Here is a 16,080-nt window from a genome sequence, read left to right on the forward strand (position 1 = left end):
CGGGCGATGTGGTTAATGTTACAACAGCAAGAACCGGATGATTATGTAGTGGCGACAAATGAAACCTATTCTATCCGGGAGTTTCTCGATATTTCTTTCCAATACGTTAATTTAAATTGGCAGGATTATGTGGAGTTTGATGAACGTTATTTGCGTCCGGCGGAAGTGGATTTATTGATAGGAGATTCCACAAAAGCTAGGGAGAAATTAGGCTGGCAGCCGTCGGTGACGTTCGAGGGACTGGTAAAATTAATGGTAGATGCGGATTTAGCGGCTTTGGGGATTAATCTTAATAACGCTGGTGATAGCGAACAGTTATTAAAAGATTTGGCTTATCTTCGCAATCGTTCCTTAATTGCCGTCGATTAAAAAGTCGGGTGGGTTAGGGAAGCGCAACCCATCCCCCGTCTTGATCCATCGCCATTTTTACCTGACTTTTAGGAATAAATAGGGTCTTTTTCCAGCAAACCTAGCAATTTTTGCATTTTAATCCAAGCCCTTCTCATTTGCCAGAATTTACTTTTTTCCATTGCGGCTATTTTGCTGTCAGCTTCTCGATAATCCAATTGGGTTTTTTGCAAGTCTTGTTGTAATTCTTGTTCATGAATTTCTAATTGTTTAATTCGTTCTCTAGCCCTTTCCAACTGAGCGAATATATCGACTCTTAAGGTGACTAGAGCGGCAAAAATGGCTTGGATATTTTGGGAGTAAAGTTGGGGATGATTATAAAAGAGTTGGGTATAGGAATAAATATAGTGTTCTGCGGTCATTGAGCGACTCATAGAATCAGCTTTTTGTCGATAGAAAAATAACACTTCTGGGATACGATAGACTTCCCGACCTAATTCGATCAGAGATAACCAAAAATCTTGATCTTCCCAACCATAAATTAAATTAGTATTATAGCCGCCCACAGTTTCCCAGTCAGATTTCCGAAACAAACCGGAGCAAAATATCATATTATCTACTAATATATCGGGAAATTTATACTCAGGCAGCGGCCAAATTCCTTCTCTATCGCCAAAATACTCCGCTTCGCAATAAACTATCCCTAATTGCTCATTACTTTCTAGTAAAGTAACCGCTTTTTCTAGATAGGAATCGGCAATTTTATCATCGGCATCAAGGGGAAGAATATAGCTTCCTTGCGCTTGGGCAATTCCTAGATTTCTCGCTGTGGCAACCCCTTGATTTTCCGTGCGGATGATCCTGGTTTTTGGCTGTTGATAATTTTGTAAAATCTCGATGGTTTCTGGTTCTGTGGAGCCATCATCAATAACAAGGATTTCAAAATTTTGGTATGTTTGTGCTAAAACTGATGCGATCGCATCATCAAGATAGCGACCTTGATTATAGCAAGGAATAATTACGGAAACTTGAGGAGCATGACTCATTGGGGGCAATTCTCTCCTACTTGAGCAAAAACTAGGTTATCAATAGCTTATCCCAAAAGCTCCCCTTTCTCGTTTTTCTGCGTCAAGGAAGTGTTGATATCCCCACTAGCAATTTCGGGATAGTAGGACATATTCTGGATAAATCCTTAAATTATTCTGATGGGTGAACAAAATCACCCAATTGGGTGATCCCCGTGAGGGAAGCATCTCTTTTTAATAGAGGATAAGTTATTCAATAATCAGATTGTCATTATAAATGATCCTTAATCATGGAAGCTCATCAACAAAAACAACTCCGCACTTTCCTCTTGGAGAAATTAGCAATTTCCCCCCGTTCCCTCGATATGGCTGTGCGTCTCTGTGAAGCATCGGTGGGTTCTTTGCCGATGGTTTTATGGCAGTACGGTTTAATCGATTTGTCGCAATTGAATCAAGTTTTTGACTGGATGGAAACTGTCTAATTAGTTTTCAAGAATAGGCCATTAATTATCATTTTTATTAAGAAAATTGACCAAGCTCTAGAGCAGCAAGTTACTGCAATTTATTTAATTTTATACCCCTTGATCGCCATTTTGCTTGTCATGACAGAAGGTAGAAAGAAACTTAATTAATATGGCATCGGTTCTTCAGTTAGGCATCGACTATATGGAACTCTTTGATGGCTGGATAGAAGTTGAGATTTTCGTGACTAGGACGACTGAGTTTAATCAGGGCAAACCGTTGGGATGGTTGCAATTTTTGCCATTGTTCTAAACTAATTTCGATCTGGAATTCTCTGGCTTTTTCTCGGACTGTATCGGGTATCTGGCTATCATCTAGCCAAGCGGGATGCGCATCTATTGCCAGTTTTCCTGGGGGATTGCCAGTTTTTTCGGTGATTAATTTTTGCAGAAAATCTCGATAGATTTTGGCTTCTGCCGCCGTCGTACAAGCCATATTAACTAATACCATTCTTTCTGGTTGACTCAACTGCATCCAATGGGATAATTTTAATTTAACTCCACAGGTATCTAGTTTCATTCTCACGGTCATCGGTATACAACGTAAGGAGTCAACAAATTCGGCTTCAAAGTCGAAAAAGGTGGTCATATCATTTCATTGGGTTGCTGAGTATAAATCTATGATACAGTGCCGTGGGATAATTGCTAGGGTCAAAATGTTATTTTTATTGAATAAAATTGGCTCGATATTGATTACTAGAAACGAGAATTTTCTCTAGTTCCTGCCATTTTTCTCCTGCAATATAGTCAATAATTTGATCAAGATTTTGCTGATAATTTGTCAAGGTTATCAATAAAGCTTGACGATTGTATTTAGCCATCATTAAACCTAATTCGGGATTGCCACCACCGACGCGACTGGTATCGCGAAAACCGGAACTAGCTAAATTTTCCGCTAATTGGCGAATATTCAGGTCTTGTTCTTCCGCACAAGCTTGGATTAAACTGGTACTAATCATTACTGGCAGATGGGAAATCCAGGCCACGGCTCGATCGTGTTCTTCGGGGGAAGAATAATAAATTTTACAGCCTAATTTTTGTACTATTTCGGTTAAGATTTCCACGGCAAAATGAGGAGTAGATTCAAGGGGAGTAATCAGATAGGGGGTATTGACAAATAATCCCAATTGTGCTGCATTAATTCCCTGTTCGGCTGTGCCAGCCATAGGATGACTACCGACAAAATTCGGACATAATCGACTACAATTGGCCACAATTGCCCCTTTAACCGATCCCACATCGGTGACAATGGCTTGGGGTTTTAAATAGGGAGTTAATTTTTGCAAAGTTGGCACAATTAAATGTATGGGAGTACAAATAAAGATTAAATCGGCAGTAGCCAATAATTCTAAACTGGTACTAGATTCATCTACCACTCCTTTTTGTACGGCGATATCACCAGTGGATTGTTGACGAGAAACTCCCAAAACATTATAGCCCTGCGATCGAAAATCTAACCCCAAGGAACCACCGATTAAACCCAGTCCGATAATGCCAATATTCATTAGTTTTACTCAAAAATAATTTCGTCTTCTACTCGCCAAGCAGGATCGACAATGCACAAGAAAACTAAGGGTTCCTCCCCACAATTATGAATATATTGTTTAGCTAGAGGAGGTATATAAATGGCGGCACCGACAGTCACTAATTGCACTTCCTCATCGATGTGCATTTCCCCTTGTCCTTGCAGAATATAATAAACTTCCGCAGTTTTTAAAGCGTGGGGAGTAGAAGTTTCCCCCACATCTACCCGCGCATGGGCTAAACTATAACGTAGATTTAACGGTTGTTTATCGGGATGCAATAACTCGCGCAATCGGGTATGATCACCAGCGATGAATTCCTCACATTCGATCAGTTTTCTGATTAACATAGTAAAATTAAACCTCGAAGATTGTTTTTATTTTATCATTGAGTGAAAAGCTAAAGACTAATAGCCGTTATCATAGAAATATTCAGCATCGCCAGAATTAACGAATGACTTGGTTAGAACATAGTGTACAGGTAGAAGTGGACGCGCCGATCGATCTGGTTTGGGAACTCTGGTCAGATTTAGAACAAATGCCCCACTGGATGAAATGGATCGAATCGGTGAAAATTCTCGAGGAGGAGCCAGAACTTTCCCGTTGGAAGTTAGCCAGTGGTGGTCTAGAATTTACTTGGTTGTCACGGATAATGAAAATCGTCCCCCATCAGATGATTCAATGGGAATCCGTGGACGGGTTGCCTAACCGCGGGGCGATTCGTTTTTATGACCGTCATGGTAGGAGTATTGTGCGACTGACAGCAGCCTATGCTATACCAGGTTGGTTAGGAAAATTGATGGACAATCTTTTCCTCGGTCGAGTGGTGGAATCAACCCTGCAAGCCGATCTAGAGCGTTTTCGCCTTTATGCGCTCAATATTGTCAATAATACGCCGCCAAGGTGAGGTAATCACCGGTAATAAGCTTTTGACTAGCTAAATTGCTCGTTAAGACTGTCTATGAGCAGGGAGAGTCGGTCTAAGCATTTGTACTGAAAATTCCCATACCCAGTTCAAATGCAGTACAGATCATTGCTGACGATCGACTCCCAAAAATGAAAACTTCCTAAGAATATCCCGATCAAATTCCGCTATCACGGTTGAGATATTGCTACTCGATTTTATAGAGATAGGCTTCCGGGGTTTCCAGAAGGGAAGTCATCGGGCGATCGAGAGGAGAAGTTTTGGCGAGGGTAAAAATTGGAAATAAATCGTTCATTTGGATAGCCATTTTAAATTTCGGCTGTATGTAATAACTACCCGATGGGCAAGCATTGGTGATCTTTAGCTCTCTTTTGGTCATAAAGGTATCGATATAATCGTACTGACCATGCTCTTTTCTTTTGCCTTTCTTGGCTGGATCGCAAAGGGTTGAACCGACCGGAATCTGATTGATAATTTCCACTGTATCGGCCACGGATAGGAGTCTTTCGGAACCGTATTTACTAGCAAGATAACGTTGATTGAAATAGAGATTAGTTGCGATAGAATAGCCGATGATAATTGCTAGAACTAGACCGAGGATCCTGTCGAAAGTCTTAGTAAAGTTTAGATAGGCCAGACTAGCGATCGCCAAGAGGATAGGAGCAAACCAGAGTAAGATTTTACGATGGGAATAAAAATGCTCATCAGGATAATTAGAGGAAGCATAGAGAAAAATTATCCAAGTAATCGCCAAAAAGCCAATCAGCGTTTTATTGCCTCGATATTTTTTGATGACTATGTATAGAGAAATGCCGAAAAAAATCACCGAAACTACAACATTGAAAATCGATATATTGTCATTCAAAAAAAATACTTGATTGCCCAGATAAACCGTTTCCCAAATCGCTTTAAATAGACGAGTGAACAGATTGCTCGATGGTTCACCGCTCGCCCCCTTCGCCGTGAGTGCTCTCACGATTCCCCTCGTATTAGCGAAATTCCGAACGATCTCACTGTGCCAATACATAAATAAGGCGAGATTTGCCGAGAGAATCGATAGAAAAGGCAAAAGACATTTACGAGTATTCTTGCGATTTCGATAAACAAACCATAGAGAGGCGATAACAGAAGTCACTGGGATAATTAACATCGTGGTGGTGTGTAAACTCACCAATATAGCGACGGTGATCCCGAAGAATATCCAAGCTATAGCCTGATAGAGCAGCGGCTTACTCGTTTCCATCTGGAAACGATAGAGTAAAGCAAAAACGAGCAGGAAAAATGGTATTGGGCTAGGGGCCCAGGAAAAATTATTAATAAAATAGTCCGCATAAATCGTGCTATACCAAAATCCTGCCAAACTGGACAGGAGAAGACGTTTATCTTGTTCTACATTTTCTAAAAGTTGATAAACAAAGTAGATTAAGAGGGGAATCGATAGAAAAGAAAATAGACCATTGGTAAGGACTTGAAATTCGGGATCTGCGCCGAAAATTGTCAGAGGAAATGCTAAATAACCATAGAGGGGAGGAATTACGAATCCATATTTTCCACCACCCCCTGCGGGTCCCAATTGAGGAAAGTTTCCCTTCCACATATCCATCCAAAAGTAACCACCGCTAATCTGATCGGGATCTGGTCTGATATCGAAGGTAACGTATTCAAAAATACTGACAATCCTAGTGAAAAAGGCAAAGGCGATCGCTAGGATTCCTAAAATCAGTGCCGTTCCTCGGACTTTATTGATTGATTTCCCCATGGGTGTCGGTATTTTTATCCTAAAATTGTCTGGTAGCTTTGCGACCGTATCCCTGAATATTTATCTTCGCATGGTAGCACTAATTTCTAGTCCTACTCGGTCAGAATTATAGCGTTAAAGATGAAGTATAACCTGATTTCGTATTGCTGGCCGACTCCCCAAAACGAAAACCTCGTACCTCACCATGAAGATAACTGCTATAAGATTTAAGAGACTGTTTAGCAATAAACTGGGTACACTCGCTTAACAAAAATTTTTTTAGACAGATATTGGACAAGATCGGGAACCCCGTGTTAAACTGCCTCGATAAGATGATGTCACTCTCAAAGCCCTTCACTATATAATCTAATGGTAATACAATCGGTCAGTTTAACAGTTAAGGACTATAAGTCTAACATTCCCGTGGCCATCTTGTGTGGTGGCAAAGGAACCCGACTGCGGGAAGAAACCGAATTTCGACCTAAACCGATGATTGCCATCGGAAATCGGCCAATTATTTGGCATATCATGAAAACTTATGCCCAATATGGGCTAACCGACTTTATGCTCTGTCTAGGGTACAAAGGGGAAATAATCCGGGACTATTTCTTTAACTATGATTGGAATCAAAGTGATGTCCTCTTAGAGTTAGGCAATAAAAAAGTGACCAAACTCGATAGTGGACACGAGGAGGAAGACTGGCGTATTTGGTTAATTGATACGGGACAGGAAAGCATGACGGGAGGCCGTCTTAAACGTCTCACCCCTTACATAGAGAGAAGTGGAAGCGAGATCTTTTTGGCCACCTATGGGGACGGGGTTTGTGATGTGAATATTGCGGATCTGTTGGATTTCCATTACTCTCATGGGAAATTAGCCACGATGACGGCGGTTCGTCCTTCTTCTCGCTTTGGTGAGTTAGTGATTGAGGGTAATTTAGTCACTCAATTCCAAGAAAAGCCCCAAACGGCTGAAGGATGGATTAATGGGGGGTATTTTGTCTTAAATCGCAAGGTTTTGGATTTAATTGAGGGAGATGCGACGACTTTTGAAGCACAGCCCCTAAGAACCCTGGCTGCTTTGGGAGAACTCGCCGTCTATAAGCATGAAGGGTTTTGGCAGTGTATGGATACTTATCGAGAAATGGAAATGCTCAATCACCTTTATGACACTGGACAAGCTAGATGGAAAATATGGTAAAGGAAGCATTTTAGCCTGGCAAAAAGGTCTTTATTACTGGTCATACGGGCTTTAAGGGGTCTTGGCTGGGGTTTTGGTTACTCCATCTGGGGGCAGAGGTAAAAAGCCTCAGTTTAGCTCCCAATACCACCCCCGCCTTATTTGAGCAATTAGACTTAGCTCAAAACCTGAGTCAGCATATAGGAGATATTCGAGCGGCTGAGTTAGTGGCTCGTTTAATCGCTTCATGGCGACCGGATGTAGTCTTTCATTTAGCGGCGCAATGAGCGTCCTATACCGAACTCAAGTAATTGACAGATAATCAATCCTTTAATAGCAGGAGGCACTAAGTGGACATAGTAAATTCAATACATATCCAGATTAGGAAAATGCTCAAAAAGCAATCAGAAATTGATGGCAGATTTTTGGTAATTGCCGCACTCTTAGGATATTTTGGGTTATTGTATCTAGCTAATTTTTTTGTTCCCTATCACAAGTTTTGGAGGAGACTTGGGGTTCCTGCGGTTAAAAACCCTTTTATCGATCTTGGTGCCGTATTAGGTGCCTTTGATTGTGATCGATTGACTGGCGAAGTTTCCCTAATAAATAATTCCTGCTTCAATCAAATATCTTATCCTAGTAGTTGGTCTTCATTAACTTGGCTGGGGTTAGAGCAGCGTGATACTATATTTTGGGGAGTTTTCTTTGCTTTAATCTTTTATGGGATAACTTTAATTATCATTGGCAGATTAAATTATCAAGAAGCTGTAGTTTATGCCCTAATTTTATGCTCACCACCAGTAATGCTTTTAGTGGAACGTGGCAACGTAGATATTGTTATCTATTCTTGGCTTGGTGTCGGACTGATAATAATTAAGAACAGCCGAGCCTTAATTTTTAGGTTGTGTGCCTATTTATTAATATTTTTTTGGGGAGTTATTAAACTATTTCCCATTTTCGGTCTGGTAGTAATTATTAAAGAAAAAAGAAATCTATTTCTGTTCTTGGCGGCTATTTTTACCACTGCTTTTATTACTTATTTTCTCGCTAGTATAGGGGAGATGAAAACTATCTCACAAGCATTTGATGTTGGTAATGTTTGGTTTCGTTTTGGCTATAAAGCCCTCTTGAAAGTAAATTATTTGATATCACAGCTTTTTTTATTTACTAGCGGCGAAACTGATATTAAAAAGACGATCAGATATATGATGTATATAATTATGAGTCTATTGACGCTATTAATCTTGACCAGAGTTTTATTGTCGAAATTTAAAATTTTTCAACAATGGCTTAGTTCTGATTTTGTCTCAACAGATTCGGACAAATCTTTAGATAAAAGTCAATATATTGATTATTTCCGTCTTGCAGCAGGCATTTATTTAGGAAATTATCTTGTTATTGGTCTTGTTTTTGATTACAAATTAACTTTTCTAATCTTTGCTCTTCCTCAAATCTTGGATTGGATTAAGCAAGAAAATCAATTGAGCTTGTCTTCCAGTATGGCTTTAGTCGCTATAGTGGCAACCTTTTACGCGAGTCCATTCTTATACACTTGGGTAGTTGATGAAATTATCAATTTGCTTTTATTTGTCAATTTATTATACATGGCAATTCTCTCTATGCCTGAATGGCTAAAAATTTTAGTCCATAGGAGATTGTCTGGCAAATTTTCTGCATAAAAGTTTAACCACAGCCTAATATATAGCAAAACCAAATGAATTGTAAAAGCTCCTCGTCCCTAACCCCTCTCTCACTCCAGAGAGCGGAGAGGAATTGTGTTTACGAATCATTGAGACTGGCTCCGTTAAATACTTCCTGAGACTTTTGGCTGACTAATAAAATGCCTTTCTGTCAAGTGGAATTAATATTTATATTCCCCTGTCAGTTTTCTGACCAGTTTCCACAGAAAACGATTCCAGGGTTTTCTGTACAAGTACCGACTACTCGCAGTAGGTTGTCTAATTTTAAAATCAGTGTTGCTGATATCATAGACCTTTGCTAGGTCTTTCAGAGTGAACTCAATAGGGGTTTTATCAACTAGCCGCTCAAAAACTTCAACATTATTTTTAAGAATATCATCCTTTTTTTTCAATAATGGATATGGCTTCTTGGCGTGTCGATTAAACAAAAACAATGCTTCTGTTGGCTCATAATGCTGCGGCTTTTGAATTTTACTATGGCCACCGCTGCGGGCATTCTTAACTCGAATGTCAGTAAAACACATTTGCTTCAGGGGAAAGGTTTGATAACAAACCCACTGAAGATACCAATCAGTCCGATGTGCCCCATGATAAATCGCCGGTAAGATAACATCAGCATAGCTTTGGGAGAGGATTTGAGATTCTGCATCATATCCACTAATGGGAAAGCATTTTCTGGAGATGAACTCTTCATAAGATGCTTTAATCGGTAGAAATGCCCACTGTTTAGGATCATAAAAAGTTCCAGCAATGGGATGATATTCATCGAGCAATTCTTTTATCTTTTTGGGAATATCTACTCCTTCATCAGCAACAAAGGTAACATCATCATCGATAAAAATGTAGTATTCATAATCTTTGGGAACTTCCCTATATAGCAAGCTCCTGCCCTCACTCCAAGTCACTCCTTTTGCAGTAATGAAAGCATTGGGGTCATCTTCCGTTGCCCAATTAAGGCGATAAAAGTCACTAAATTCAGTAGTAAATAGTTCTCGTTTTTCTATAGTGCAAGGCTCATTAATTAGTTGGCCCTGTTCCAAAATACAGAAGGTTTTTATACTCATTTACAAATTAGATAAAGTTCGGTACGAGTTCAAGTTTTAGCTTAATATATAGCCAGTCTAAACGATTTGCCAACAGCACGAGCATCACGTCTCCAGAGTGGGAGAGGAGATGGGGGTGAACCGGTCCCCACGACCCACCTAGGTAGGCCACAGCACCCTTCATGTCACGCTCAGTACATAGCCCTAAGTTTGAAGCAGCCATAGGGTCGGCAGGAGGCAGCAGTAAATGATTAAATTGTACTTCAGGTGAGTTAAAACCGCTATGTAACACTTTCGAGTCCAGAACAATATTAAAATCCCTGCCACCCAAGCATAGCTGAATGTTCACAGCAAATTCAAGCCATATACAATAAGTATAAATACTTAATTGATTTTCCCTTGAATCACGAGGCATCGAAAATCAAGAACGACTCTCCCCGCTCAGAAGTTCCCTGCTCCCTTTTTGTCTCAGCTAACCATTCTAGATGCCTAACAGCTTAACTAATTGACATCCTCGGTCAAGTTCATGTATAGTGGCTCCCAAAGATTTAGGGTGATGGCTTTAAGCCTTCTCAAAAATTCTTTTCGGCGATTACTTGCAGAAAGCCGCTGAAATTAACTGAAAACCCGGCATGGCGAGTCTATTTGACTTGCGGACAATAATAGCTCCCCTCTCCTTCCAGGATGAGCCTGATGGGTTTTGGCAGTGTAGGGATACTTACCGAGAAAGGGAAATGCTCAATCACCTTGATGACAGTGGACAAGCTAGATGGAAAATATGGTAAAGAAAGCATTTTGGCCGGGCAAAAAGGTCTTTATTACTGGTCATACGGGCTTTAAGGGGTCTTGGCTGGGGTTTTGGTTACTTCATCTGGGGGCAGAGGTAAAAGGCCTCAGTTTAGCTCCCAATACCACCCCCGCCTTATTTGAGCAATTAGACTTAGCTCAAAACCTGAGTCATCATATAGGAGATATTCGAGAGGCTGAGTTAGTAACTCGTTTAATCGCTTCATGGCAACCAGATGTAGTCTTTCATTTAGCGGCACAACCCTTAGTGCGGCTTTCTTATCTGGAGTCGGTGGAAACCTGGAACACAAATGTCATGGGGACTATTCACGTTTTAGAGGCCCTCAAAAGCCTGAATCATCCCTGTGCCGCCGTGTTTATTACTAGCGATAAGTGCTATGAGAATCGGGAATGGGTCTATGGTTATCGGGAAAATGACCCCTTAGGGGGTTATGATCCCTATAGTTCTAGCAAAGCTGGGGCGGAATTGGCGATTGCGTCTTGGCGCAGTTCCTTCTTTAAAACCCCTCAAACCCCCATCGGCATTGCCAGCGCCAGGGCAGGAAATGTCATCGGTGGCGGAGATTGGTCTCTAGACCGGATTGTACCCGATGCAATGCGGGCCCTGATGAAGTCCGAAGCGATTCCGGTGCGGAACCCTCTAGCGACTCGTCCTTGGCAGCACGTTTTAGAGCCTTTAGGGGGCTATTTACGGTTAGCTGAGTCTATTTATGAGCAGTTGATGACGGCTAATTGGCAGCAAGACAGCCGAGGGTTATATGGGGCGTTTAATTTCGGTCCGTCTCTGACTTCTAATCGCCCAGTTAAAGAGTTAGTTGAGTCTATCCTACAACTTTGGCCGGGGACTTGGCTCGATCAAAGTGATCCGAATGCTGTTCATGAGGCTAAATTGCTTAATCTAGTCACAGATAAGGCTTTCCATACCCTAAAATGGCAACCAGTCTGGGATTTTCGGCAAACCCTCAAGGAAACGGTGACATGGTATTATCAAGCGGCTCAAATGGACTCTGAAGATAAAGCACAATTCCAAGACCTTACTCGCCAACAAATCGAATATTATCAAAGTTGTTTGATCGATTAGCGAACTCAAGGCTGATAATGGTCTAAATTAAGTAATAATTAAGTTCAAATTTCTCCCCTGAAAGGAAATTAACCATGACTCAATCTATTTCTCCCCCCAATACAAATACTGAAGCAGAACTGCGAGAGCAAGTCTTTCAAGCAGTACAAGAATATTATAAGCACAAATTTCAACCCCGGGCTTTTGTGGCGGGGCAGACCTATATTCCGGCATCGGGTAAGGTATTTGATGAGCAAGAATTAGTCAAATTAGTGGATTCTTCCTTAGATTTCTGGTTAACGACGGGCAGATATGCGGCGGAATTTGAGGAACGTTTTGCCCAGTGGATGGGGGTAAAACATTGTTTATTAGTCAATTCTGGCTCTTCGGCCAATTTAGTGGCCTTAAGTGCTTTAACTTCCCCTAAATTGGGGGAAAAACAACTTAAACCGGGGGATGAAGTGATTACCGTCGCCGCAGGTTTCCCGACTACAGTTAATCCCATCTTTCAAAATCAGCTAATTCCCGTCTTTTTAGACGTTAAATTACCCGGTTATGACCTTGATATTGATCAACTGGAATCGGCCTTGTCAGAGAAGACTAAAGCGATTATGATCGCTCATACCTTGGGAAATCCGTTTAATTTAGAAACGGTGATGGCTTTTGCCGAAAAACATGACCTCTGGGTAGTCGAGGATAACTGTGACGCGGTGGGAAGTCTCTATAAAGGGCAAAAAACCGGCACCTTTGGGCATTTAGCAACGGTTAGCTTTTATCCTGCCCATCACATGACTATGGGAGAAGGGGGCGCGGTTTTAACCAGCGATACCCGCTTGAAAAAGATTGTCGAGTCATTCCGTGACTGGGGCCGAGATTGTTGGTGTCCTCCGGGGGTAGATAATACCTGTAATAAGCGCTTCGGTTGGCAGTTAGGAGATTTACCCTTTGGCTATGACCATAAGTACACCTATTCTCATGTGGGTTATAACCTAAAGATGACGGATATGCAAGCAGCCGTCGGGGTAGCGCAACTGGATAAATTGCCAGGATTTATCAAAAAGCGCCGAGAAAATTTCGACTTTTTGCATCAAAAGTTACAGGAGCTTCAAGATGTTTTAATTCTGCCTGAAGCCAGCCCCGATTCTGAACCGAGTTGGTTCGGGTTTCCGATTTTTGTCAAGGAAAATGCGCCTTTTAGCCGCAATGATTTAGTTAAGCATTTGGAGGAAAAACGCATCGGCACAAGGCTATTATTTGGAGGAAATTTACTGCGACAACCTCTTTATAAGGGGTTAAATTATCGAGTTATTGGGGATTTAAGTAATGCCGATAAAATCATGAGTAGTGTTTTTTGGCTGGGCATTTATCCCGGATTAACCGAGGAAATGTTAACCTATGTAGCAACGACCATCAGAGAATTTTGTCATGGCCAATAAAATTCCCAAACTTTTGGGACAAAATTTCCGAGCATGGGTAATCAACCTTAATCCACTGTCAATCCACTTAAAATCTTGAAAAACTGATGAAAATCACTGAGACAAGAATTTCTAAGTGCTACGAAATTGTCCCCACTATTTTAGAAGACAAGCGTGGTCGTTTTGTTAAAACTCTACATCAGGACATCTATGAAAGTCACCAGTTAATTATTCACTTTGCTGAAGAATATTATTCGGTGTCCAAGAAAAATGTTTTGAGAGGACTACATTTCCAAGTTCCTCCGCAAGATTGCACAAAAATTGTGTATTGTCTCGAAGGTTCGGTAATGGATGTAGTGGTAGATTTGCGTAAAGGCTCGCCAACCTATGGCGAGTTTGAGTTGTTTAATCTGAGTTCTGAAAATGGTAAGATAATCTATATCCCTTCTGGCCTAGCGCATGGTTTTTATGTGACGAGCGAAACGGCAATTATGTGCTATAAAGTATCAACAGTATATTCTCCCAAAGAAGATACAGGAATTCTTTGGAATTCCGTAGTAATACCTTGGCCAAATCTACATCCTATCTTATCTGAACGAGATCAGAGTTTTCTTCCTTTTTCAGAATTTCGGAGTCCGTTTGTTTATTGAGAATCAAAACAATTTAAAGAAAGCATGAAAGTATTAATTACTGGTGCGAGTGGTTTTGTTGGTTCCCATGTAGCAAGGCTTTTAGTAGCCGAAGGGTGTGAGGTATATGCGCTTGTGCGAGAAAGCAGCAACCGATGGCGAATTCGAGATATTCTGCCATCAATGTATTTACGGCAATCCGACTTAGTAGCATTTGAAAACGTGAATACTTATTTGCAGGAAATCAAACCTGAATTGTGCATTCACTTAGCTTGGTATGCAGTGCCGGGTAAATACCTAAATTCTCAAGAAAACCTTGATTCAATTCAGGCGAGCATCAATCTTCTCTCTCAATTAGCCGAACTGGGTTGTAAGCGGTTTGTGGGTATAGGGACTTGTTTTGAGTATGATTTAAGTCTGGGATATTTATCTGAATCCAGTTTGACAAAACCCATAACCTTATATGCAGCCACCAAGGTCGCACTTTCCACTATTTTGCAGCAATTTGCCCAGATAACCGAAATGGAGATAGCTTGGATTCGCCTATTTTATCAGTATGGACCAATGGAGGATGAGCAACGGTTAATTCCGTCGGTTATTTCTTCACTGCTGCGGGATGAAGTGGTGAAAACAACTAAAGGTGAGCAAATTCGAGATTTTCTTCATATTGAGGATGTAGCATCGGCAATTTGGGCAGTTGCTAAGAGCAACGTTTCAGGTGTAGTTAATGTTGGTTCTGGTCAACCTGTAACCGTTGGACAAATAGCACTTGAACTTGGTAATTTATTAGGTAAACCTGATTTAATTCATCTGGGAGCTTTGCCTTACCGTCCCAATGATCCAATGTTTATTTGTGCTAATAATGAGTTGCTTAGAAAAAAGACCGATTGGACACCTAAATATAATTTAACGACGGGATTAAAAAATACAATTGAATGGTATAAAGTCCATCTAAATCTAAATAAAATTGAGGAAATTTAAGATGATTAAAAAATTAATTAGTGTTGTTACTCCTTGCTACAATGAACAAGATAATGTTGAGTTTTTATATACTGAGGTCAAAGATATTTTTGCAAGATTAGGAAAATATGAATACGAGCATATTTTTATCGATAATGACTCTCAAGATAAAACAGTCAGTATATTAGAGCAAATCTCTCAAAGCGACTCTAGAGTCAAAATTATCATTAACGCTAGGAATTTTGGCTTTGTTCGTTCTACCTATTACGGCCTCTTACAAGGAACTGGAGATGCGGTTATTTTAGTCTTCGCCGATTGTCAAGATCCTCCCGAACTAATCGTCGATTTTTTAGAAAAATGGGAGGAAGGCTATCAAGTTGTTAAAGGAATTAAAAGCTCGAGTCAAGAGAATTCTTTGGTCTATGGTATAAGAAAATTTTATTATTTTTTAGTTAGGACTCTATCAGAAGAGATTGACTTAACTGCTAATTTTACGGGCTTCGGTTTATATGATCACAAAGTGATAGAAGCATTGCGTTTGATCGATGATCCTTATCCCTACTTAAAGGGTCTTATTTCAGAAGTCGGTTTTAAGAGTGCTAAAATCGAGTATGCTCAGAAAGTCCGAAAACGAGGTAAGAGTAGTTTCAATTTTTATCGAATGTACGATCTGGCCATGCTGGGTATCACTACCTATTCTAATTTTCCGCTAAGATTGGCGACAATGATCGGGTTCGCTCTATCTCTACTGAGTTTTCTGGTCGGTCTGGTGACTTTAATTTTGAAGCTTCTGTTTTGGAACCTTTTCCCTATAGGGATAGCGGCGATCATTATCGGATTGTTTCTTTTTTCTTCTGTACAGTTATTTTTTATAGGTATTTTAGGAGAATATATTGGTTTAATAAATAGACGAAGCTTAAAAAGACCTCTAGTGGTAGAGAGAGCGCGGGTAAACTTTGATTAAGAGTTACCTAGCGATGTTCTTTAATCTAAATTGTAAAAGACAATAAATAAAGAGGAAAATAAAATGTATCAAATGAACAAAAATATGATCGATCAATGGCTCAAAGGAGTAGGGGCGTTCCTACTTATTTTTATTGATGTAAATTATCTTCTTACCACAAGATTTGAGAGCTTGAAAGGAAATGAAAGGTATGAGGCAATGTGGTATCTATTCATTTTAATTTCAATTATTGTTTTACCTATA

At 40.4% G+C, this 16,080-nt stretch carries 19 protein-coding genes; 12 read left to right on the forward strand and 7 right to left on the reverse strand.

Going from position 1 to position 16,080, the window contains the following annotated elements; translation table 11 throughout:
- Positions 1 to 369 (forward strand): GDP-mannose 4,6-dehydratase (locus IM475_RS14290; protein WP_287727993.1); only part of this gene is annotated, 369 nt, incomplete at its 5' end.
- Between the two features lie 68 nt (positions 370 to 437).
- On the opposite strand, the gene IM475_RS14295 is transcribed toward IM475_RS14290, so the two are convergent.
- Positions 438 to 1,394 carry a glycosyltransferase gene (locus tag IM475_RS14295; RefSeq protein ID WP_287727994.1) on the reverse strand — a complete coding sequence of 319 codons (957 nt, stop codon included), beginning with the start codon at positions 1,392 to 1,394 and terminating at the stop codon, positions 438 to 440.
- A gap of 269 nt (positions 1,395 to 1,663) precedes the next feature.
- Here IM475_RS14295 and IM475_RS14300 point away from each other — a divergent pair, with 269 nt between their 5' ends.
- Positions 1,664 to 1,855 carry a DUF2949 domain-containing protein gene (locus IM475_RS14300; RefSeq protein WP_002738067.1) on the forward strand — a complete coding sequence of 64 codons (192 nt, stop codon included), beginning with the start codon at positions 1,664 to 1,666 and terminating at the stop codon, positions 1,853 to 1,855.
- A gap of 169 nt (positions 1,856 to 2,024) precedes the next feature.
- On the opposite strand, the gene IM475_RS14305 is transcribed toward IM475_RS14300, so the two are convergent.
- The 3 genes from IM475_RS14305 to IM475_RS14315 all read right to left on the reverse strand — a co-directional run bounded on the left by IM475_RS14305 (position 2,025) and on the right by IM475_RS14315 (position 3,767).
- The gene (locus tag IM475_RS14305; protein WP_287660161.1) at positions 2,025 to 2,483 is read right to left on the reverse strand and encodes a nitrate reductase associated protein; all 459 of its coding nucleotides are present in this window, start codon (positions 2,481 to 2,483) and stop codon (positions 2,025 to 2,027) included.
- A gap of 76 nt (positions 2,484 to 2,559) precedes the next feature.
- Entirely contained in the window at positions 2,560 to 3,399 is an 840-nt protein-coding gene (locus tag IM475_RS14310) for a prephenate/arogenate dehydrogenase (protein ID WP_287727995.1), read from the reverse strand.
- Positions 3,400 to 3,404: 5 nt separating this feature from the next.
- Positions 3,405 to 3,767, reverse strand: a complete 363-nt coding sequence (locus IM475_RS14315) for a cupin domain-containing protein (RefSeq protein ID WP_287660159.1) — start codon at positions 3,765 to 3,767, stop codon at positions 3,405 to 3,407.
- 104 nt (positions 3,768 to 3,871) lie between these two features.
- Between IM475_RS14315 and IM475_RS14320 the strand changes: the two genes are divergently transcribed.
- Entirely contained in the window at positions 3,872 to 4,324 is a 453-nt protein-coding gene (locus IM475_RS14320) for an SRPBCC family protein (RefSeq protein WP_002774315.1), read from the forward strand.
- Between the two features lie 205 nt (positions 4,325 to 4,529).
- Here the strand turns inward: IM475_RS14320 and IM475_RS14325 are convergent, their stop codons facing one another.
- A complete protein-coding gene (locus tag IM475_RS14325) occupies positions 4,530 to 6,101 on the reverse strand; it encodes a hypothetical protein (RefSeq protein WP_287727996.1) in 1,572 nt (523 codons plus the stop codon).
- Positions 6,102 to 6,449: 348 nt separating this feature from the next.
- On the opposite strand from IM475_RS14325, the gene rfbF reads away from it, so the two are divergent.
- The 3 genes from rfbF to IM475_RS14340 all read left to right on the forward strand — a co-directional run bounded on the left by rfbF (position 6,450) and on the right by IM475_RS14340 (position 8,938).
- A complete protein-coding gene (gene rfbF, locus IM475_RS14330; protein ID WP_287660157.1) occupies positions 6,450 to 7,280 on the forward strand; it encodes a glucose-1-phosphate cytidylyltransferase in 831 nt (276 codons plus the stop codon).
- Between the two features lie 32 nt (positions 7,281 to 7,312).
- Positions 7,313 to 7,546 (forward strand): GDP-mannose 4,6-dehydratase, encoded by a 234-nt coding sequence (locus tag IM475_RS14335; protein WP_287660164.1) that lies wholly within the window; start codon positions 7,313 to 7,315, stop codon positions 7,544 to 7,546.
- Between the two features lie 102 nt (positions 7,547 to 7,648).
- Positions 7,649 to 8,938 carry a hypothetical protein gene (locus tag IM475_RS14340; RefSeq protein WP_287727997.1) on the forward strand — a complete coding sequence of 430 codons (1,290 nt, stop codon included), beginning with the start codon at positions 7,649 to 7,651 and terminating at the stop codon, positions 8,936 to 8,938.
- A gap of 182 nt (positions 8,939 to 9,120) precedes the next feature.
- Here the strand turns inward: IM475_RS14340 and IM475_RS14345 are convergent, their stop codons facing one another.
- Together IM475_RS14345 and IM475_RS14350 are read right to left on the reverse strand one after the other, a co-directional pair.
- The gene (locus IM475_RS14345; protein ID WP_287660155.1) at positions 9,121 to 10,023 is read right to left on the reverse strand and encodes a hypothetical protein; all 903 of its coding nucleotides are present in this window, start codon (positions 10,021 to 10,023) and stop codon (positions 9,121 to 9,123) included.
- A 7-nt stretch (positions 10,024 to 10,030) separates the two neighbouring features.
- Positions 10,031 to 10,225, reverse strand: coding sequence for a hypothetical protein (locus tag IM475_RS14350; RefSeq protein ID WP_287727998.1), 195 nt, complete (start codon positions 10,223 to 10,225; stop codon positions 10,031 to 10,033).
- 546 nt (positions 10,226 to 10,771) lie between these two features.
- On the opposite strand from IM475_RS14350, the gene rfbG reads away from it, so the two are divergent.
- From rfbG to IM475_RS14380, 6 genes are all read left to right on the forward strand, one after another.
- Complete coding sequence (rfbG, locus tag IM475_RS14355) at positions 10,772 to 11,890, forward strand: CDP-glucose 4,6-dehydratase (protein WP_287727999.1); 1,119 nt, start codon at positions 10,772 to 10,774, stop codon at positions 11,888 to 11,890.
- A 74-nt stretch (positions 11,891 to 11,964) separates the two neighbouring features.
- On the forward strand, positions 11,965 to 13,305 hold the full coding sequence (rfbH, locus tag IM475_RS14360) for a lipopolysaccharide biosynthesis protein RfbH (RefSeq protein ID WP_287728000.1): 1,341 nt from the start codon (positions 11,965 to 11,967) through the stop codon (positions 13,303 to 13,305).
- 86 nt (positions 13,306 to 13,391) lie between these two features.
- A complete protein-coding gene (gene rfbC / locus IM475_RS14365; protein WP_287660151.1) occupies positions 13,392 to 13,934 on the forward strand; it encodes a dTDP-4-dehydrorhamnose 3,5-epimerase in 543 nt (180 codons plus the stop codon).
- 24 nt (positions 13,935 to 13,958) lie between these two features.
- A complete protein-coding gene (locus IM475_RS14370) occupies positions 13,959 to 14,894 on the forward strand; it encodes an NAD-dependent epimerase/dehydratase family protein (RefSeq protein WP_287728001.1) in 936 nt (311 codons plus the stop codon).
- 1 nt (position 14,895) lies between these two features.
- Positions 14,896 to 15,837, forward strand: a complete 942-nt coding sequence (locus IM475_RS14375) for a glycosyltransferase family 2 protein (RefSeq protein ID WP_287728002.1) — start codon at positions 14,896 to 14,898, stop codon at positions 15,835 to 15,837.
- A gap of 63 nt (positions 15,838 to 15,900) precedes the next feature.
- Positions 15,901 to 16,080: hypothetical protein (locus tag IM475_RS14380; protein ID WP_287728003.1), on the forward strand; the 180-nt coding region annotated here is incomplete at its 3' end.

It is taken from the genome of Microcystis sp. M061S2, assembly GCF_020245605.1.
Lineage (GTDB): Bacteria > Cyanobacteriota > Cyanobacteriia > Cyanobacteriales > Microcystaceae > Microcystis.

Coding starts and splice junctions, on each gene's coding strand:
- IM475_RS14295 (WP_287727994.1), bottom strand. CDS start 1,394: ATGAGTCATGCTCCTCAAGTTTCCGTAATTATTCCTTGCTATAATCAA.
- IM475_RS14300 (WP_002738067.1), top strand. CDS start 1,664: ATGGAAGCTCATCAACAAAAACAACTCCGCACTTTCCTCTTGGAGAAA.
- IM475_RS14305 (WP_287660161.1), bottom strand. CDS start 2,483: ATGACCACCTTTTTCGACTTTGAAGCCGAATTTGTTGACTCCTTACGT.
- IM475_RS14310 (WP_287727995.1), bottom strand. CDS start 3,399: ATGAATATTGGCATTATCGGACTGGGTTTAATCGGTGGTTCCTTGGGG.
- IM475_RS14315 (WP_287660159.1), bottom strand. CDS start 3,767: ATGTTAATCAGAAAACTGATCGAATGTGAGGAATTCATCGCTGGTGAT.
- IM475_RS14320 (WP_002774315.1), top strand. CDS start 3,872: ATGACTTGGTTAGAACATAGTGTACAGGTAGAAGTGGACGCGCCGATC.
- IM475_RS14325 (WP_287727996.1), bottom strand. CDS start 6,101: ATGGGGAAATCAATCAATAAAGTCCGAGGAACGGCACTGATTTTAGGA.
- rfbF (WP_287660157.1), top strand. CDS start 6,450: ATGGTAATACAATCGGTCAGTTTAACAGTTAAGGACTATAAGTCTAAC.
- IM475_RS14340 (WP_287727997.1), top strand. CDS start 7,649: ATGCTCAAAAAGCAATCAGAAATTGATGGCAGATTTTTGGTAATTGCC.
- IM475_RS14345 (WP_287660155.1), bottom strand. CDS start 10,023: ATGAGTATAAAAACCTTCTGTATTTTGGAACAGGGCCAACTAATTAAT.
- IM475_RS14350 (WP_287727998.1), bottom strand. CDS start 10,225: ATGGCTGCTTCAAACTTAGGGCTATGTACTGAGCGTGACATGAAGGGT.
- rfbG (WP_287727999.1), top strand. CDS start 10,772: ATGGAAAATATGGTAAAGAAAGCATTTTGGCCGGGCAAAAAGGTCTTT.
- rfbH (WP_287728000.1), top strand. CDS start 11,965: ATGACTCAATCTATTTCTCCCCCCAATACAAATACTGAAGCAGAACTG.
- rfbC (WP_287660151.1), top strand. CDS start 13,392: ATGAAAATCACTGAGACAAGAATTTCTAAGTGCTACGAAATTGTCCCC.
- IM475_RS14370 (WP_287728001.1), top strand. CDS start 13,959: ATGAAAGTATTAATTACTGGTGCGAGTGGTTTTGTTGGTTCCCATGTA.
- IM475_RS14375 (WP_287728002.1), top strand. CDS start 14,896: ATGATTAAAAAATTAATTAGTGTTGTTACTCCTTGCTACAATGAACAA.